Origin of the sequence: Janthinobacterium sp. HH102, from assembly GCF_001758625.2 — a bacterium.
Lineage (GTDB): Bacteria > Pseudomonadota > Gammaproteobacteria > Burkholderiales > Burkholderiaceae_D > Janthinobacterium.
The window spans coordinates 537,790-552,914 of sequence record NZ_CP062062.1 but is presented as its reverse complement, the minus strand read 5'-3'; the positions used below and the strand labels follow the sequence as shown (position 1 = coordinate 552,914).

The 15,125-nt window shown below is 64.7% G+C and carries 14 protein-coding genes; 4 read left to right on the top strand and 10 right to left on the bottom strand.

The window, feature by feature from the left end:
* Positions 1-35: 35 nt before the first annotated feature.
* From JAB4_RS02480 to JAB4_RS02440, 9 genes are all read right to left on the bottom strand, one after another.
* The gene (locus JAB4_RS02480; RefSeq protein ID WP_070219050.1) at positions 36-1,043 is read right to left on the bottom strand and encodes an ABC transporter permease; all 1,008 of its coding nucleotides are present in this window, start codon (positions 1,041-1,043) and stop codon (positions 36-38) included.
* Positions 1,024-2,511: a sugar ABC transporter ATP-binding protein gene (locus JAB4_RS02475; protein WP_070219049.1), complete on the bottom strand. Its 1,488-nt coding sequence runs from the start codon at positions 2,509-2,511 to the stop codon at positions 1,024-1,026. The genes JAB4_RS02480 and JAB4_RS02475 overlap by 20 nt, the downstream gene beginning before the upstream one ends.
* On the bottom strand, positions 2,511-3,536 hold the full coding sequence (locus JAB4_RS02470; RefSeq protein ID WP_070219048.1) for a LacI family DNA-binding transcriptional regulator: 1,026 nt from the start codon (positions 3,534-3,536) through the stop codon (positions 2,511-2,513). Before JAB4_RS02470 ends, JAB4_RS02475 begins: the two co-directional genes overlap by 1 nt.
* Before the next feature lie 229 nt (positions 3,537-3,765).
* On the bottom strand, positions 3,766-4,293 hold the full coding sequence (locus tag JAB4_RS02465; protein WP_070219047.1) for a hypothetical protein: 528 nt from the start codon (positions 4,291-4,293) through the stop codon (positions 3,766-3,768).
* A gap of 28 nt (positions 4,294-4,321) precedes the next feature.
* Entirely contained in the window at positions 4,322-5,233 is a 912-nt protein-coding gene (locus tag JAB4_RS02460; RefSeq protein WP_070219046.1) for a glycerophosphodiester phosphodiesterase, read from the bottom strand.
* The gene (locus tag JAB4_RS02455; protein ID WP_227742084.1) at positions 5,208-6,848 is read right to left on the bottom strand and encodes a hypothetical protein; all 1,641 of its coding nucleotides are present in this window, start codon (positions 6,846-6,848) and stop codon (positions 5,208-5,210) included. Before JAB4_RS02455 ends, JAB4_RS02460 begins: the two co-directional genes overlap by 26 nt.
* Before the next feature lies 1 nt (position 6,849).
* The gene (locus JAB4_RS02450; protein WP_070219045.1) at positions 6,850-7,701 is read right to left on the bottom strand and encodes a hypothetical protein; all 852 of its coding nucleotides are present in this window, start codon (positions 7,699-7,701) and stop codon (positions 6,850-6,852) included.
* Positions 7,702-7,729: 28 nt separating this feature from the next.
* Complete coding sequence (locus tag JAB4_RS02445; protein WP_070219044.1) at positions 7,730-8,755, bottom strand: hypothetical protein; 1,026 nt, start codon at positions 8,753-8,755, stop codon at positions 7,730-7,732.
* A complete protein-coding gene (locus tag JAB4_RS02440; RefSeq protein ID WP_070300410.1) occupies positions 8,752-9,516 on the bottom strand; it encodes a hypothetical protein in 765 nt (254 codons plus the stop codon). The genes JAB4_RS02445 and JAB4_RS02440 overlap by 4 nt, the downstream gene beginning before the upstream one ends.
* Before the next feature lie 175 nt (positions 9,517-9,691).
* Between JAB4_RS02440 and JAB4_RS02435 the strand changes: the two genes are divergently transcribed.
* The 4 genes from JAB4_RS02435 (at position 9,692) to JAB4_RS02420 (ending at position 14,065) form a co-directional block, all read left to right on the top strand.
* The gene (locus tag JAB4_RS02435) at positions 9,692-11,080 is read left to right on the top strand and encodes a caspase family protein (protein WP_070219042.1); all 1,389 of its coding nucleotides are present in this window, start codon (positions 9,692-9,694) and stop codon (positions 11,078-11,080) included.
* An 85-nt stretch (positions 11,081-11,165) separates the two neighbouring features.
* Entirely contained in the window at positions 11,166-11,990 is an 825-nt protein-coding gene (locus tag JAB4_RS02430; protein WP_070219041.1) for a hypothetical protein, read from the top strand.
* 31 nt (positions 11,991-12,021) lie between these two features.
* Entirely contained in the window at positions 12,022-12,753 is a 732-nt protein-coding gene (locus JAB4_RS02425; protein ID WP_070219040.1) for a hypothetical protein, read from the top strand.
* Positions 12,754-12,799: 46 nt separating this feature from the next.
* Positions 12,800-14,065 (top strand): DUF6445 family protein, encoded by a 1,266-nt coding sequence (locus JAB4_RS02420; RefSeq protein ID WP_070219039.1) that lies wholly within the window; start codon positions 12,800-12,802, stop codon positions 14,063-14,065.
* 115 nt (positions 14,066-14,180) lie between these two features.
* On the opposite strand, the gene JAB4_RS02415 is transcribed toward JAB4_RS02420, so the two are convergent.
* Positions 14,181-15,122: a LysR family transcriptional regulator gene (locus JAB4_RS02415; protein WP_070219038.1), complete on the bottom strand. Its 942-nt coding sequence runs from the start codon at positions 15,120-15,122 to the stop codon at positions 14,181-14,183.
* Between the last annotated feature and the right edge of the window lie 3 nt (positions 15,123-15,125).

The following is a 15,125-nucleotide window of genomic DNA, read 5'->3' as shown; positions in this document are numbered from 1 at the left end:
CCCGTTGGCCGCCCTTTCAGAACGCCGCTCTTGTTTTATTTGCGGCCTCGCTGCAGGAAGGCGACGGCGATGATCACCACGCCTTGCACTGCGGCATTCAGGTAGACACTGATGATGCTGGTCAAATTCAGGATATTGCTGATCACGGAGAGCAGGATGGCGCCGATCACGGTGCCGATGATGCGCCCTTCTCCCCCTTTCAGGGCCGTGCCGCCCACGACGACGGCGGCGATCGCTTCGAGTTCCCACAGCAAGCCCGTCGTCGGCGTGGCCGAGCCCAGGCGCGGCACGTACAGCACCGTGGCGATGCCCACGCAGACGCCCAGCAGCATGTAGGTGGCGATTTTCACCTTGTCGACGTTGATGGCCGCATAACGCGCCACTTGCTCGTTGGAACCAATCGCCTGCACGTGGCGGCCGAACGTCGTGCGGTTGAGGATGATGGCGCCGGCGGCGGCGACGAACAGGAAAATCCAGATCGGGATCGGCGCGCCAAGCACGCTCGTGTAATAGACGGGGCTGTACAGCTCGGACAGCGTGGCGTCCAGGGTCAGCGCGCCGCCGTCGGCCAAATACGTCAAGACGGCGCGGAAGATGCCCAAGGTGCCCAGGGTGACGATGAACGGTTCGATATTGCCCTTGCTGATTAATAAACCGTGCATCAGGCCGAAGCCGGCACCGAGGATCAAGGCCATGGCGATGCCCAGCACCAGCATGGTGATCGGTGCCAGGTCGCCGCCCGCGCCTTGCGCCAGCGCATTCATGAAATAAATCATGCAGCCAGCGATCAGCGCCGCCATGGAGCCGACCGACAGATCGATGCCGCCCGAGATGATGACGAAGGTCATGCCGACGGCGATGATGCCGATAAAGGCCGTGCGCGTGAGCACGTTCATCAGGTTGTCCATGGTGGCGAAGTCGCCATTGAGCAAGGTGCCCGCGATGCACAGAGATAACAATCCCAGCACGGGGCCGAAGCCCTTGATGCGCGCGCCGAATCGGGAGATTGGAGATACGGTGGTGTCAGTGCGTGCCGGTTGCATGGGCAATCAACTCCTCTTCGGTCAGGTGGTCAGCAGACAGGGTGGCTTGCAAGGTGCCGGCGCGCATCACGGCGACCCGGTGGCACAGGCCGATCAATTCGATCAGTTCCGATGAAATCACGATCACGGCACGCCCTTCGGCGGCCAGGCGGTGGATCAGAAAGTAAATATCGCGCTTGGCGCCCACGTCCACGCCACGGCTCGGTTCATCGAGCACGACGACGCGGGGGTCCGAATGCAGGTATTTCGCCAGCGCCAGCTTTTGCTGGTTGCCGCCGGACAGCATGCGCGCGCGGCTGTCCAGGTCGCCCGTGCGGATATTGAAATCCTCGACGGCCCTGGCCAGCGCCTGTTTCTCGCCCTTCACATCGAGCCACGGCCGCGCATAGCGCTCCATCGTCATCATGGTGAGGTTTTCGCGCAAGCCCAGGTTCACGTGCAGTCCTTTTCCCTTGCGGTCTTCGCTCAGATAGGTCATGCCGTGCTGCATCGCTTGCCTGGGCGTGCGGATATCCACGGGCTGGCCATTGAGATGGATCGTGCCCGCGCTGCGCGGACGCAAGCCCAGCAGCGCCTCGAACGATTCCGTGCGCCCCGCGCCCACCAGGCCCGCAAAGCCCAGCACTTCGCCCCCGCGCACCTCGAACGACAGCGCTTTCGCCCAGCCGGGCACGCTCAAGCCATCGACCTTCAGCAGGATCGGGGCATCCGGCGCCAGCGGCACTTTCGCGGGGAACATGTCGGACAATTCGCGCCCCACCATCAGGTTCGCCATCTGCTGGCGCGTGAGGCTGGCCGTCGGCTCGCGCGTGACGAAACGCCCGTCGCGCATGACGATGACCTCGTCCGTATTGCGCTCCACTTCGTCGAGCTTGTGGGAAATATAGAGGATGGTGACGCCGTCCGCCTTCAGTTGGGCCATCACGGCGAACAGGCGCTGGGTTTCCGACGACGTCAGGGTGGCCGTCGGTTCGTCCATGATCAAAAAGCGGGCGCGGCGCGACAGGGCCTTGGCGATTTCCACCAGCTGTTTCTCGGCGACGATCAGGTCGCGTATTTTGATGTCGGGCGAGACGTCCAGCCCCACCTGTTTCAGATAGCGCGACGCTTCTTCGCGCATGGCCGCCTCGTCCAGCAGCCAGCCGCGCGTCTTTTCGTGGCCTAAAAACATGTTTTGCGCCACCGTCAGGTGCTCGGCCAGGTTGAATTCCTGGTGGATCAGCACGATGCCGGCGCTCTCCGCCGCGCGCGAACTGGCGAAGCGCCGGGGCTGGCCATCGATCAGCAGCTGGCCTTCGCTCACGCTCTCGTAGCCGGCGAGGATTTTCATCAGGGTCGACTTGCCGGCGCCATTTTCACCCAGCAAGCCATACACGCGTCCCGGCGCCAGGGTAAAACTGACGCCATGCAAGACGCGCACGGGGCCGAAATCCTTGCACACCCCCTCGAAACCGACGGCAACGCTCACTATGCACTCCCTCGCAAGACCAAGTTATGTTCCAGCAACACGCCCGGCACGCTGGCTGCCGGGTCCGCCAAGCGCTGCAGCAGCAGGCGCGCCGCCGTCTCGCCCAGTTCGCGCATCGGCTGCGCGATGGTGGTCAAACCCGGGTCGATCTGCGCGGCGATGGCGATATCATCGAAGCCGATGACGGCCACGTCTTCGGGCACGCGTTTTTTCAGCTGGCGCAGCGCGCTCAGCACGCCAATGGCCAGGGTGTCGGAGACGGCAAAGATGGCCGTCGGCGCATCGGACCCCGCCATCATGCGCAACGTGGCGGCCGTGCCAGCTTCATAGTCGAGGCTTTGCACCGTGTGCACCCATTGCGGCTGCACGGGCAGGCTGGCGGCGGCCAGCGTGTCCAGATAGCCTTGCTGACGTTGCCGCGCGTACAGATAGCGTTCATCGGAGTTGATCAGGCCGATGCGCGTATGGCCGCGCGACAGCAGATGCGCGACGGCGTCGGAGGCGGCCCGGTGGTTGTCGATGCCGACATAGGGCACGGCCACGGCGGGGTCGAATTCGCAGCACGCCACCCACGGCAGGCTGACGGATTCATGCGACAGCGCATGCTGCACCGTGTCCGGGTCCAGGCAGATGGCGCCGTCGGCGCGGTGCATGCGCAGCAAGTCAAAATACGAGCGCTCGCGGCCCGCGTCGGCGCCCGTGTCGCACAGCAAGACGAAGTAGCCGTGTTCGCGCGCCACCGTGTCGATGCCGCGCACGATTTGCGCATAGAAAGGGTTGCCCACGTCGGGCACCATGGTCAGCAGCATGCGGCTCTCGGCCGTGCGCAGGCTGCGCGCCAGGTGGTTCATGCGGTAGCCGAGCGCGGCCACGGACGCGAGCACCTTGTCGCGCGTGGGCGCCCGCACGCCTGCCTGCTCGTTCATCACGCGCGAGACGGTGGCCACCGACACGCCCGCATGCGCGGCGACGGCGCTGATGGAGACGGTTTCTGTCGGCAAGTAAGACGGGACGGCTGGCGGCATGGGGCTTTTCATATAAATGTAATCGATTACATTTATAGGCCAGCCGGGCGCGCGATGCAAACATTATCGATGCTGCAATGCGCAAAAAACAGGCAGGAAAAGAGAAAAAACGGAGACCGAACGGGGATAAAAACGGCCCTGTGCGGGCCGTCTGACGCAGCTACTTCTGGGCTTGGAAGGTGTTCTGCTGCACGGCAAAACCGGCGCGCACGGCGGACAGGGCCGCCACTCACAGGATCAGGCCGGCACCGAGGCAGCCGATAGGATGGATGGGGCCATGGCGCACGGTGAACGGATAGCCGATGGCCCACACGCACAGGGCCATGCCGATGGCCACGTGGCGGCGCGCCTTGAACAGCCAGGCCAGCGGAAAGAAATGCAGGCCCACGATCAGAATGACGGCGGGGATGAACCACGCCTGCAAGCCCAAGTTTTTCAAGACATTGCCGACGATAAAGATGGCGATCCATTGCCCTGCGTTCACGATATTGAACAGCCGGCCCGCGCGCTTCGCTTCCGGCGATTGTTCCGCCGCCGCATGCGCGGCCCGGTAGCGGCTGAACTGACGCCACGCCAGCATGAACAGCAGGACGGTGACGGCGGCAATGGGCAGCAACCTTAAGGGATGCGCGCCATACGTCTGTACGCACCAGGCGGCCACCCACAGGCCGCCAAACAGGGAAAAGAACATGGCGCCGATGGCGCTGCGGGCAAGAGCGGCGGCAGGGTCGGTCTGTGCGGTCTGTGTCAGGGTCATGGCAGGGTCTCCCGGTCAATCAAAGCGATTACTTCATCATCGCGCAAAACGTTTCCGGATTGCCGTCAAGGATGACGCCGCTGGGCCAGCGGTGGCTGCGCTGCTGGGCGCGCAGCAGGGACGCGGCCAGGGCCGAGTCGCCGTCGACGGCATACACGAAGACGGGCATGTTCAGGCTGGCCGCATCGGCCAGCAAATTCGGATTGGCGTCGAGGCTGCGCGCGTCCACGTGCACGCCCGTCGGCATGCCGATCTGCTGCTGCACGCGCTGCAGCCAGGGCTTGTCCAGCTTGGGCGGACGGGCATTTTTCGCGATATAGCGGCTGACCCGGTTGGCTCCGGCCGCCTGCGCATTGCGCGCATCAAACACGAGCAGACCGAGGTAACCGTGCGGATCGGCGCGGCGCGCGCAAGCGAGGTTGTTCGGCACGCCCGAGGTCAAAAACCAGTTGCCATGCTTGATGTTGGCGCGCAACTGCGCCACCAGCGTATTGATGGGCGCGCACGACGGCACGACATCCTTGATTTCCGCATTCAGGGTCTTGGCCGGGAACGCGGTGGCCAGGTCGGCCACATCGCTGACGAACGGCGGCGTTTCCGGCGTGGCCACGCCACGGTTCTTCATGCTGGCCGCGCGCCAGTCGTCGGCCGTCAATTGTTTCACGGTGCGGGGCGATCCCGTGTCGACGACCCGGCCGGTGAGCAGGTCATGGTGCACCACCCAGCTGCCGTCACCGAGCAGCTGCAAATCCGTCTCGACGCCGTCCCAGGTGCCGAAATACGTATTGCGCAGCGCGCTCAGCGAGTTTTCCGGCGCATTGCCGGCGCCACGGTGGGCGTGCACCTTCATGCCCAGGCAGTCGGCCTGGACGGCCGTGCTGGCCATGCACAGCAGCAAGGCCAGGGCGGCCGCCTTATTTCTTTTCCGGGTGATAACCATATTCGAGTCCCTGCAAAATATTGATGCGGATCGCTTCGTTGACGGGGTAGCTGTAGCCCTGCCCCACCGCCACCACGTGCGTGATATTGGCCAGCAAGCCCTTGCCGGCGATTTGCCAGCGCGTGCTGTCGCCGTCGGCCTGGCGGTTCCAGTCCAGCATCTGGCGGAACAGCTCGCTCTTCGTGACATTGTTGTCCGACAGGCTGAAAATGCCCCAGGTTCCCAGGAAGGCGCCGGCCAGCACGCCCGTGGCGATCCACGCGGAACGCCGGCTCAGCTGGCCATCGGCGCCCGCCTGCTCGCCCCGGCGCGCCGCCAGCACCAGCAAGCCCACGGTGGCGATCAGGTACAGCAGTTTCGAAAAGTGGCCGATGGCGCCCAGGAGCGAAAAGAACAGGGCCACGGGCGGCACGATGGCCGCGCGCGCCGCTTCCTTGCCCTCCGCATAATACTTGCCATGCACTTCGAAGTCGCTGCGGCTGGCACGGTACTCGACCAGCTTTTCCGCCGTCTGGCGCGCGGCGAACTGGTCGAACAGACGGCTGAACTCGGCGGGACTCGCATACGCGTCCTGCACCACGGCGCCCTTGGGCAGCCGCAAGCCCTTGCTCGCTTCGCTGCCGTCGCCGCCGTCCGGCCCGTCGCGCAGCACGGCCTGGATGCCGGGGCGCGCGACGAAGGCGGGGAAGGACAGGCCGGGCGGAATGCGGTCGCCCTTGATAGTCAAGCCCTTGCCGGCCGCTTCCGACGCATAGCGGCGCTTGACGGCCAGGCGGAACGATAGCTGGTCGGCCGGGTGCCAGTTGGCCGAGACGGGCACCTTCTTGCGCACATTGTTGACCACGGCCGCCTTGCGCCGCGCCGGCACGGAATGCGGCTGCCAGCCGTGGCGCGACAGGCTTTGCCGGTAATCGTTCCACGCCGATTCCTGCTGCTGGCGCAAGCCCGCATCGTCGTCGGGAATGATACCCGAATACAATTTCCACTTGTCATGCACTTCGCCGATCGCCTGCTGGTACTTGTCGTAGTAGCCGGCCGCGCCGCCGGCGATCTTGCGGACGTTAAAATTGATCAACTGTTCCTTGGCCGGCTCCATGCGCTCGTCGAGGTGGCCCACTGACACGGCCAGAAACGGAAACAGGGCGAGGAAAGCCTTGCCTTCCGGCTTGGCAAACAGGGTGGCATCGTCGACCAGGCCCTGCAATTGCAGGCTGCCGCCCACCAGCGAGCGCTGCATCAGGGTGGTGTTGAAGGCCAGGCGGCGAAATTGCGCATCGCGCGTTTCCACCAGCACCGTGACCGTCGTCTTCAGGATGCCGAACACGACCGCGGCCGTGGCGATGCAGCAGAAGATGATCTTTTTCCAGCTGGGGCCGCTGCCATTGTTCTTCAGCCGGCGGCGCCACATCAGTTGCAGCACCACCAGCGCGGCGGCGATGCCCGACAGGCTGCGGCCATAGAATTCCACGCCCTCCACGTCGTGCGGCTTGACGTCGCCGCCCACCACGTCGAGCAAACGGGCATTGAAGCCCAGCTCGCAGCACAAATAAATGATCGTCAGGACGATCAGGATCAAGGTCTGCCGGATTTGCAGACTGCGCAGACTCGCGGCCATCTTATTTCCTCAGATCAATGACGACGGGCTTGATCTCTTCAGCCTGGAAGATCATCGGCGCGGCCGCCGGCGCGGCACCGCGAGGGGCGGGCACGCTGATGGCGGGTGCCGCCGCCCTGGCCGGAGTTTCCTGGCGGCGCGGCTTGGCGCTGGCGCGGCTGCCCGCTTTCGGCGCGGCGGCCGGGGCCGATGCCGGGGCCGGCGGCGCGGGAATCACGCGGCCGCTGTCGCTGCCGGGCGTGACGGCGATGACGGGGCCGGTACCGCGCAAGCCGTCGTCGGCAAACGGCTGGGCGCGGGTATCGACGCCGGGCGGCACGGCCACGCTGGCGTTGAGCAGGCGGTTGTCCGTGTAGATCATGCGCGACAGGCGGTTGTAGTTGGGAAAGTCGATATTCAGCGATTTCGCGTCCGCCGCCAGTTCCACGCGGGGGCGGTCCTTGCAATTGCCCACCGTCCACTGCAGCACGTCCGTGCCCTGGAAAGCCAGCACTTCATAGCGGTAGGCGCAGCCGCGCTCCTGCGTTTCCACGATCACCACCGTGCGCTCGCCCACGTTTTCCACGCGCGCCACGCGGGCCGTGATCGCGTTGGCCAGCGGCACGACGCGAAACGCCTGCGACAGCTTGATCGAATACTTGCCTTGCGGATCCTTGCGCAAGGTGCCTTCCGTGCCGTCGCGCAGGCGGAAGGTGGACAGCGGCGTGCCGAACAGCTCGGCCGTATCGAGGCCCATCATCACGCCGCCACGGCCGTTCGGCGTCATGGCGCAACCCGTCAGCAAGACGCCGGCGGCCACACCCATGGCCAGTTTGCGCCAGTGCGCGGATGCAAAACTCTTATACGTTGTCATGCTCGATAACTTTCTCTTATTTCAGGATTCAGGGATTGATGACGGCCAGCGGATTGCCCGGGCCTGGCGGCGGCAAGACTTTCTGGCGGTTGCGCGACAGCACGGTGAAGGCGCCCAGGGTGTCCGGTCCGGCGACGATTTCCAGCTGCTCGCGCTGCAGCCAGGTGCGGATCTCCGCCTCCGTCGCCTCGGCGCGGAACAGCACGCGCGTGCGCACGCCCGTCTCGACGCCGCTGCCACTGCCGCTGCGGAATTCCGCATTGCCGACGACAGCCTGATCTTTCGGCAGGAACAGCCACGCCGATTGCACCACCATCACGCTGGCGGCCACGGCCGTGACAATTTTCAGCCAGCGGTTCGCATTGGCTGCCTTGATTGGCGCCGCCTGTGGCGCGGCGGCATCGGCCGGGGCGATCTGCAGCTGCTGCAGCCCCTGGCGCAGCAATTGCCGGTAGGCCGCGCGGCCATCCTTGCCCAGCTCGCTCGACAGGGGCGTGCCCGTCAAGGCGTAATCGTCGCCGGGCAAGGCCACGCGGGCGATGACGCCCGGCGCCGCCGTGGCCCCATTGGCGCGGCCATGCGTTTCCAGCCAGCGCGCGGCCTGCAGGCGCTCCTGGCTGAACACGCCCAGGCAGGCACCCAGGTCCGTCACGGCCACAGTCACGGGCATGTCGCACAGCACCAGGCCTGAGCGCGGGTCGGCGGGCGCGTCGCGCTCCTCGACCACGAGGCCGCAGGCATCGGCATAGGACGTGTCCGGCGTGACGAGCCAGCCGCGCCAGCGCTGGCGTGTGCTGTCCCAGGCGTCGAGCAGCACGGCGCCAAAGCCGGGACAACGCGCCAGCAGGTGGATCTGTCCGCCCGCGATGGGCCGCCCGGCCAAGGGCGCCGCGTCGCTGCGGCGCGCAAAGCGTTCCATCAAGTGTTCCGGCACGGCAATGCCGCGCCAGTCGGGGCTAGTGCCCGCCACGTCCGCGTCCAGCAGCTCGGCGGAAGTCGGCGGCGATAGCAGGCGCGCGGCAACGATGGCCAGCGAGGGCGTCAATGCAGTCATGCCGGTGGCCTTTCATCAGGGTTCGGGTGGGTGGACACAGGGTCCATGTGCAGGGATAACGCGGCCACGCACAGAATATCCAAAACTATTTGCGCCGCCTGCAGGTCGCGCGCGGTCAGCGCATCGCCCACGCGCAGCTTGAGCAGGGTCAAGACCCAGCTGCCCAGCAAGGTGGCGCGGTGGGCAGGCTCGACGATCTGCCGTCCCGCGCTGGCGGGCTCGCCCTTCTGCCGGTGCACGAGACCTAATTTTCCGCCGTGATAATGCGCGGAAGCGATCTGTTCTGCCAGTTCCTTGACGGGCATGCCGCCGCAGCCGCAATGGCGCAACAGCAAGATCAAATCGCGGGGCAAGGTGGCGATAAACACGTCGGCCGCTTCGCGCACTTGCTGCGGCGTGAGCTGGTAGTCGCGCAGCGGTTCGGCATAGGCGTCGGGTGCCTGCAAGTCGCAGCCCTCCTGCGCATCGGCGTCGTCGTCATCGCGCTGCTTGCGCAGCTGGTCGATGATGAAGCGCTTGAAGTACAGGTACAAGGCGCCGACGTGGTGGGGCGCGGCGTCGCTGTCGCCGTGCAGGACTTTTTCAATGAAAAACTGGTGGCGCAAGTCAACCAGCGAATCGCCGAGCGAGGCCGCCTCGCGCGGGCGGCACGGCGTCAGCGCGGCAATGACGCGCTGGTAAAACTCGCCCAGTTCGCCTTGTGTCAGCCGCTGGCGGCGCGTCCAGAAGTCATGAATCCGTTCAAATTGTTCCGATTGCAAAGCCGGTCCGATCGTGTGTTGGGCGGCACGCGCCACTGGCCGGCGGCGATACCCACCGTGCGCTGGCCAGACAAGAGAAACTTGTCAGTAAGGTAAAATGCATTTAGGCAATTTTCTCATATCACAGTAAAAATCGCTAACTTTTGTTACTTTCACGACAATCCCCGAGACCCCGATGCAACGCCTGATTCCCCTGTTTTTCAGCCTGTTCTTTTTACTGCTCAGCAACGTCGCGCACGCCACCGCGCCTGCGGCTCCCGGCAAGCGCATCGCCCTGGTGATCGGCAACGCGGCCTATCCGCAGCCGTTGCTGAATCCCGTGAACGATGCGCGCGCCATGGCCGAGCGCCTGCGCCGCCTGGGCTTTGAAGTGCTGTTGCGCACGGACATCAATGCGCAACAGCTGCAAAAGGCGTCGGCCGAGTTTTCCACGCAGGCGCGCGGCGCCGATATCGCCCTCGTGTTTTACGCGGGCCACGGCGCACAGGCGGGCGAAACCAATTATGTGTTGCCGCTGGGCGCCAACATGAATGCGCTCAGTGCGGCGGCCATCGCCGCGCAGGGCGTGTCCGTCTCCAGCCTGGCGGGCGACCTGCAGCGCACGGGCGCGCGCGGCGCTGTGCTGATCCTCGACGCTTGCCGCCAGGAATATACGCGCGGCGGCGCCGTGATGGTCCCTGGCGGCGGCAATGCGGCCAGCCACGGCTTTGCCGACACGCAAGCGCCACGCGGCGTGGTGATCGCCTATTCTGCCGGTCCCGGCGCCCTGGCGCGCGATTTCTGGTCGCCCGATTCGCGCAACAGCCCGTATACCAGCGCCCTGCTCGACGCGCTCGACGCCCCGGGTCTGCCGATGAGCGACGTGTTCTCGCAAGTGGCGGCCAGGGTCGCCACCATGACGCACGACGTGCAAAAACCGCGCGTGTCATTTGGCGAAACGTCGGCGCGCCTGGTGCTGAACATGGGCAGCGGCAAAGGCGTCAGCCAGCCTCCAGCCAGCGTGCTGGCCGGCGCGCAAGGACAGGGCGGCATGCGCGCACCGGTCCCGGCGCCTGCCCCAGCGGTGGAAAAGCCGGCCGCACCGGGGGCCAAGGTGTGGCCAGGCAATGTGCTGCAAGACATCAACTATGAAATCCGCATGCAGATCGCGGCACGGCCGTTTCCCCGCCAGCAGCTGGAAAAGCGCGCGCGCGGCGGAGACTTGGTGGCGCTGACGGCCCTGGGCTATGGCATCGGCGGCGGCGACGCGGGCATCAAACAGCCGAAGGCGGGCATGCAATGGCTGGAAAAGGCGGCCGCCAAGGATTTTCCTATCGCCCAGACCTACCTGGCCGAATTGCTGATGGTCAAGGGCGATCCGGCGTCATTGAAACGGGCGGGCGTGCTGCTGGACGCCGCCTCGCAAGCCGGCTACAGCCCCGCCCATGCGTACAAATTCGACCTGGCGCGGCGCACGGGCGCGCCGCCGCAGGATGCGGCCCGCCATTTGCAGGACGCTTTCATGGGCTTGATGAAGGATTATCAGGGCGCCGCCAAGGACGTATTACAGCCACCGAAAAAATAATTGCAAATAATTTTGGATTTCCCTGAACTGCCCCCGTTATCCGTGGGTACATGCAATACAGCATGACAGTGACCAGGGAAATCTTATGCACACATCCAGCCCGGCAGCAACCATTACCACCGGCCAACGGGGCCGCATCCTCGCCTACCAAGCAAGCGGACAAGGTTCCGTCAGCGTGGCCGGCATCCAGCATGCCTTCGACGTGGCCACCCACTGGCGCTCGGACGTGGCGCCCGCCATCAACGCCGTCGTCGACGTGCGCTTCGACGACGCCGGCGGCCTCGCCACCGTCACGGCCATTCCCGCCCAGCAGCTGGCGCAGGAAGACATGGCCGGCGCCGCCAAGCTGGCGCGCGACAAGGGGCAGCAACTGTGGGGCCGGGCCGTCTCGGCGCTCGGCGTCAAGGTGCTGGGGGCTCTTGGCGTGCTGATCGCCGGCGCCTTCATCTTCAACACCATCGGCATCCGTTTGTTCACCTCCGTCTCGCGCACCTATTGGCAGCTGCTGGGCCTGTCCGCCGACAGCCTGGAAAGTTTTGCCCGCGATGGCGGCAGCGGTTTTACCTCGGCCCAATTCTTCTTCCTGCTGGCCATTACCGCCTGCTGCGCCACCATGGCCAGCAACCACCCGAAAGCGGCGCTGGGCAAGTGCGCGCCGCTGCTGTTCATCGTCCTCCACAGCAGCTTGCTGTTCATCAAGATCAAGAGCGCCGTCAGCGACGCGGGCAACGCCATGGGCGGCATCATGGGCAGCCGCGCGGCCCGCATGGCCGAGCAGATGGCCAGCGAAATGCTGGGCCAAGTGTGGCAGGGACTCTCGTTCGGCATCGGCTTTTACCTGGTGCTGGCGGCCAGCATTGTCCTGGCCGCTTATGGCGTCGGCGAATACAAACGTAAAACCATCGGCTAAGTCACCTCACACATTCACTAAAGGAAATATCATGAACCGTACCCTGCCCGCCCTGCTCGCCATCGCCGTGATCCTGTCCGCCTGCGGCAAGACCGACACCGCCACACCGGCCGCCTCCGCCCCCGTCGCCGCGAATGTCGCCGACATGGCTGCCAAAGCCCAGGTAAAAGCGGCGGCCGCCAGCCTGCCGCAAGCGGACCCGGCCACGCCAAACGCCAGCTATATCGACATCACCAGCGGCAACCAGCTGATGTACAGCTACATCGCCCTGTCCGGCGTGCCGCCCGACTACGCGGCCGTGGCGCAGCGCATCTCGCGCGAATATGCGGGCAGCAACGACGCCTTCCGCAAGCAGGAAGTGCTCGACGCGCTGAAACCGCAGATCGACGCCAAGGTCAATGAAGCGAAAACGAAACGCTACCTGCGCTATCAGATCAACGGCCAGGGCGCGCTGTCGCCGTACGCCATGGACAAGGCCGCCTTCCCCGCCAAGTTCGCCGACGCGGGCACGTATTACTACATGTACGACAACGGCGACTACAAGCTGGCATTTACCAACGGCGACGGCTACGCGCTGCTGAAGGTGGACCAGGAGGCGGCGCGCAAGATCGAGGCGGCCCGCAGCGGCTACAAGGACTTCGCCATCATCGTGTATGCCTACGCCCAGGAAGCGGACATGGCCAGCAACCAGGTCAAGGCGCAGATCGTCAAGGTGGCGATCAAGCTGAACGGACAGGAAATTCCTGTCAGCCAGGCGCTGTAGAACGAGCTCGGTTACACTGTTCGCCACATTGCATCGGGATAGCGACATGGGCGAACAGACACTGGCGGAACAACAGCTGGCCAAGGGCCGGCAACTGCAGCAGCAAGGCAAGCTGATCGAAGCGATCAACGCCTACCAGGCCGCGTATCAACAAGACCCGGCCCTGGCCGAAGCGCAGCATTTCCAGGGCCTGGCGATGCTGGAACTGGGCCAGGGTGCCTTCGGCCTGGGCCTGTTGAAACTGTCGCTCAGGCAGCAGCCGGAGAACCCTCTGTTCCACTACAACCTCGGCAACGTGCTGCGCGGCACGGACAGCGAGGCGGCGCTGGCCAGCTACGCCATGGCGGCGCGGCTGGCGCCGCACGAACACGATTTCGCCATCAGCCATGCCGAATTGCTGATGGGGAAACAGCGGCTGATGGAGACCATCGCGGAACTGGAACGGGCCCACGCCCTGCGCCCCCAGCGCTGGCAAACCCTGCAAGGCCTGGCCGAGCTGTATTACCGCACGGGACAGCAGGAACTGGCCTTGGCCCGCTATGCGCAAGCCCTGGCGCTGCATCCGGCGCTGGCGCAAACGTGCTGCATTGGCTTTGCCAGTCCGCAAGCGGAACAGGCAGAAACATTGACGCCGCTCAATGTCGCAGATGACATACACGATTTTTTCCGTGAAACCGACCTGCACATCCTCGACGATTTCCTGCCCGATCCGGCCGCCTGGCGCGCCCAGGCGCTCAATTTACCGTTCGAGCAGCAGCGCTATGCGGGACAGAATTATCCGGGCAGCCAGACGGCGGGCCAGCCCAGCCAAGCCATCATGGAGCGCATCGCCACGGCGCTGGGCCGCCCCATCCGTTTCATCTCGCCCGACAATGGCTCGTATCGCCTCAGCTATGCGGACGCGATGGCGCGCACGGATATCCACGTGGACAACGAGACGGGCAACAATTTCAATTTCTATGCGGGCGTGCTGTATCTGAACCCGCCCGAACAGTGCCAGGGCGGCACCACGTTCTGGCGCCACCAGCCCAGCGGCTGGTACCGGCGACTGCCCGAGGCGGACGTCAAGGCGGGCGGCTACGCCAGCTTCAAGGATTTCCAGAAACGCTGGCTGCCGAACAGTAAAGTACAGAAATTCAACGACTTACAGGAACAGCGCGACAGTTGGCAAGCCCTGCTGGAAGTGCCGATGCGCCACAACCGGTTGATCGTCTACAAGGGCCACTACTTTCACTCGATCAGCAATGTGTTTGGCGACACGCCGGAAAATGGACGATTGGTGCAGCTGTTTTTCTTTGAGGTGCCGGATTAGGCGTAACGGGCAATTGTCGGATTACGCCCTGCGGGCTAATCCGACCTACCAGTCACCGGACCATGCGTAGGTCGGATTAGCGGAACGCGTAATCCGACACAACCACCGCCTCGGGTCAATACATGTCGGCGGCCGTCGCCCGTACCGCTTTCAACAGCATATCCGCCCCCGGAGACAGCAAATGATCCTGCTGGCGGATGATGCCGAAGGCATCCATCTTGCACGGCAGTTCGATGGGCAGAATGCTCAGCACGTTCAGCGACTCATAGTAATGGGCGACTTCCGTCGGCATCACGTGCAGCGAGTCCGTCTGCTGCAGCAATGACGTGATCAGCAGCAAGGCCGTGGTGTCGACCACGTCGACGGGCGGCTCCAGGCTGGCGCGGCGGAACATCATGTCGAAACGGTGGCGCAGGATGCTGCCTTGCGGCGGCAATATCCACGGCTGGGCCGCCAGGTCCTTCAATTGCAGATTCTTGCGCGACAGCAGCGGGTGGCCATTGCGCGCCACGGCGCTGGCCGGCTCTTCCGTCAATTCTTCATAGATGAGGCCGGCGCTGCTTTCCTTTTCCAGGATGCGCCCGATCATGAAATCCAGGGTACCGTGCTGCAGCATGTCCATCAGGGTGTTGCTGTGTTCCAAATGCACGCCGATGCGCATCAGCGGCGCCTGCTGCTTGATGCGGGCAATCGCGCGCGGCAGCAAGGCCATGGCCGGCGTCATGATGACGCCCACTTCCACCTGGCCCGTCAGGCCTGATTTCAGGGCGACGATGTCGTCATGCGCCAAGGATAGACTCGTCAGAGCCATGCGCGCGTGGCGTATCATCGTTTCGCCGTAGATGGTCGGCTCCATGCCGCGCGGCAAGCGGTCGAACAGGCGCACGTCCAGCATCTCTTCCAGGTCCTTGATTTGCTTGGACGCGGCCGGCTGCGTCATGTGCAATTCTTCCGCCGCACGGTGGATGTTGCGCTGCTCGTCAAGGGCGATCAGCAGCAGCAATTGCCGCGTCTTCAGGCGGGCTCGCAAGAACCAGTTGGGGTTAAGGGTATCCATGAA

Bases quoted from the DNA above. Each gene is read 5' to 3' on its own strand.
- JAB4_RS02480 (WP_070219050.1), bottom strand. From the start codon at position 1,043: ATGCAACCGGCACGCACTGACACCACCGTATCTCCAATCTCCCGATTC.
- JAB4_RS02470 (WP_070219048.1), bottom strand. From the start codon at position 3,536: ATGCCGCCAGCCGTCCCGTCTTACTTGCCGACAGAAACCGTCTCCATC.
- JAB4_RS02465 (WP_070219047.1), bottom strand. From the start codon at position 4,293: ATGACCCTGACACAGACCGCACAGACCGACCCTGCCGCCGCTCTTGCC.
- JAB4_RS02460 (WP_070219046.1), bottom strand. From the start codon at position 5,233: ATGGTTATCACCCGGAAAAGAAATAAGGCGGCCGCCCTGGCCTTGCTG.
- JAB4_RS02455 (WP_227742084.1), bottom strand. From the start codon at position 6,848: ATGGCCGCGAGTCTGCGCAGTCTGCAAATCCGGCAGACCTTGATCCTG.
- JAB4_RS02450 (WP_070219045.1), bottom strand. From the start codon at position 7,701: ATGACAACGTATAAGAGTTTTGCATCCGCGCACTGGCGCAAACTGGCC.
- JAB4_RS02445 (WP_070219044.1), bottom strand. From the start codon at position 8,755: ATGACTGCATTGACGCCCTCGCTGGCCATCGTTGCCGCGCGCCTGCTA.
- JAB4_RS02435 (WP_070219042.1), top strand. From the start codon at position 9,692: ATGCAACGCCTGATTCCCCTGTTTTTCAGCCTGTTCTTTTTACTGCTC.
- JAB4_RS02430 (WP_070219041.1), top strand. From the start codon at position 11,166: ATGCACACATCCAGCCCGGCAGCAACCATTACCACCGGCCAACGGGGC.
- JAB4_RS02425 (WP_070219040.1), top strand. From the start codon at position 12,022: ATGAACCGTACCCTGCCCGCCCTGCTCGCCATCGCCGTGATCCTGTCC.
- JAB4_RS02420 (WP_070219039.1), top strand. From the start codon at position 12,800: ATGGGCGAACAGACACTGGCGGAACAACAGCTGGCCAAGGGCCGGCAA.
- JAB4_RS02415 (WP_070219038.1), bottom strand. From the start codon at position 15,122: ATGGATACCCTTAACCCCAACTGGTTCTTGCGAGCCCGCCTGAAGACG.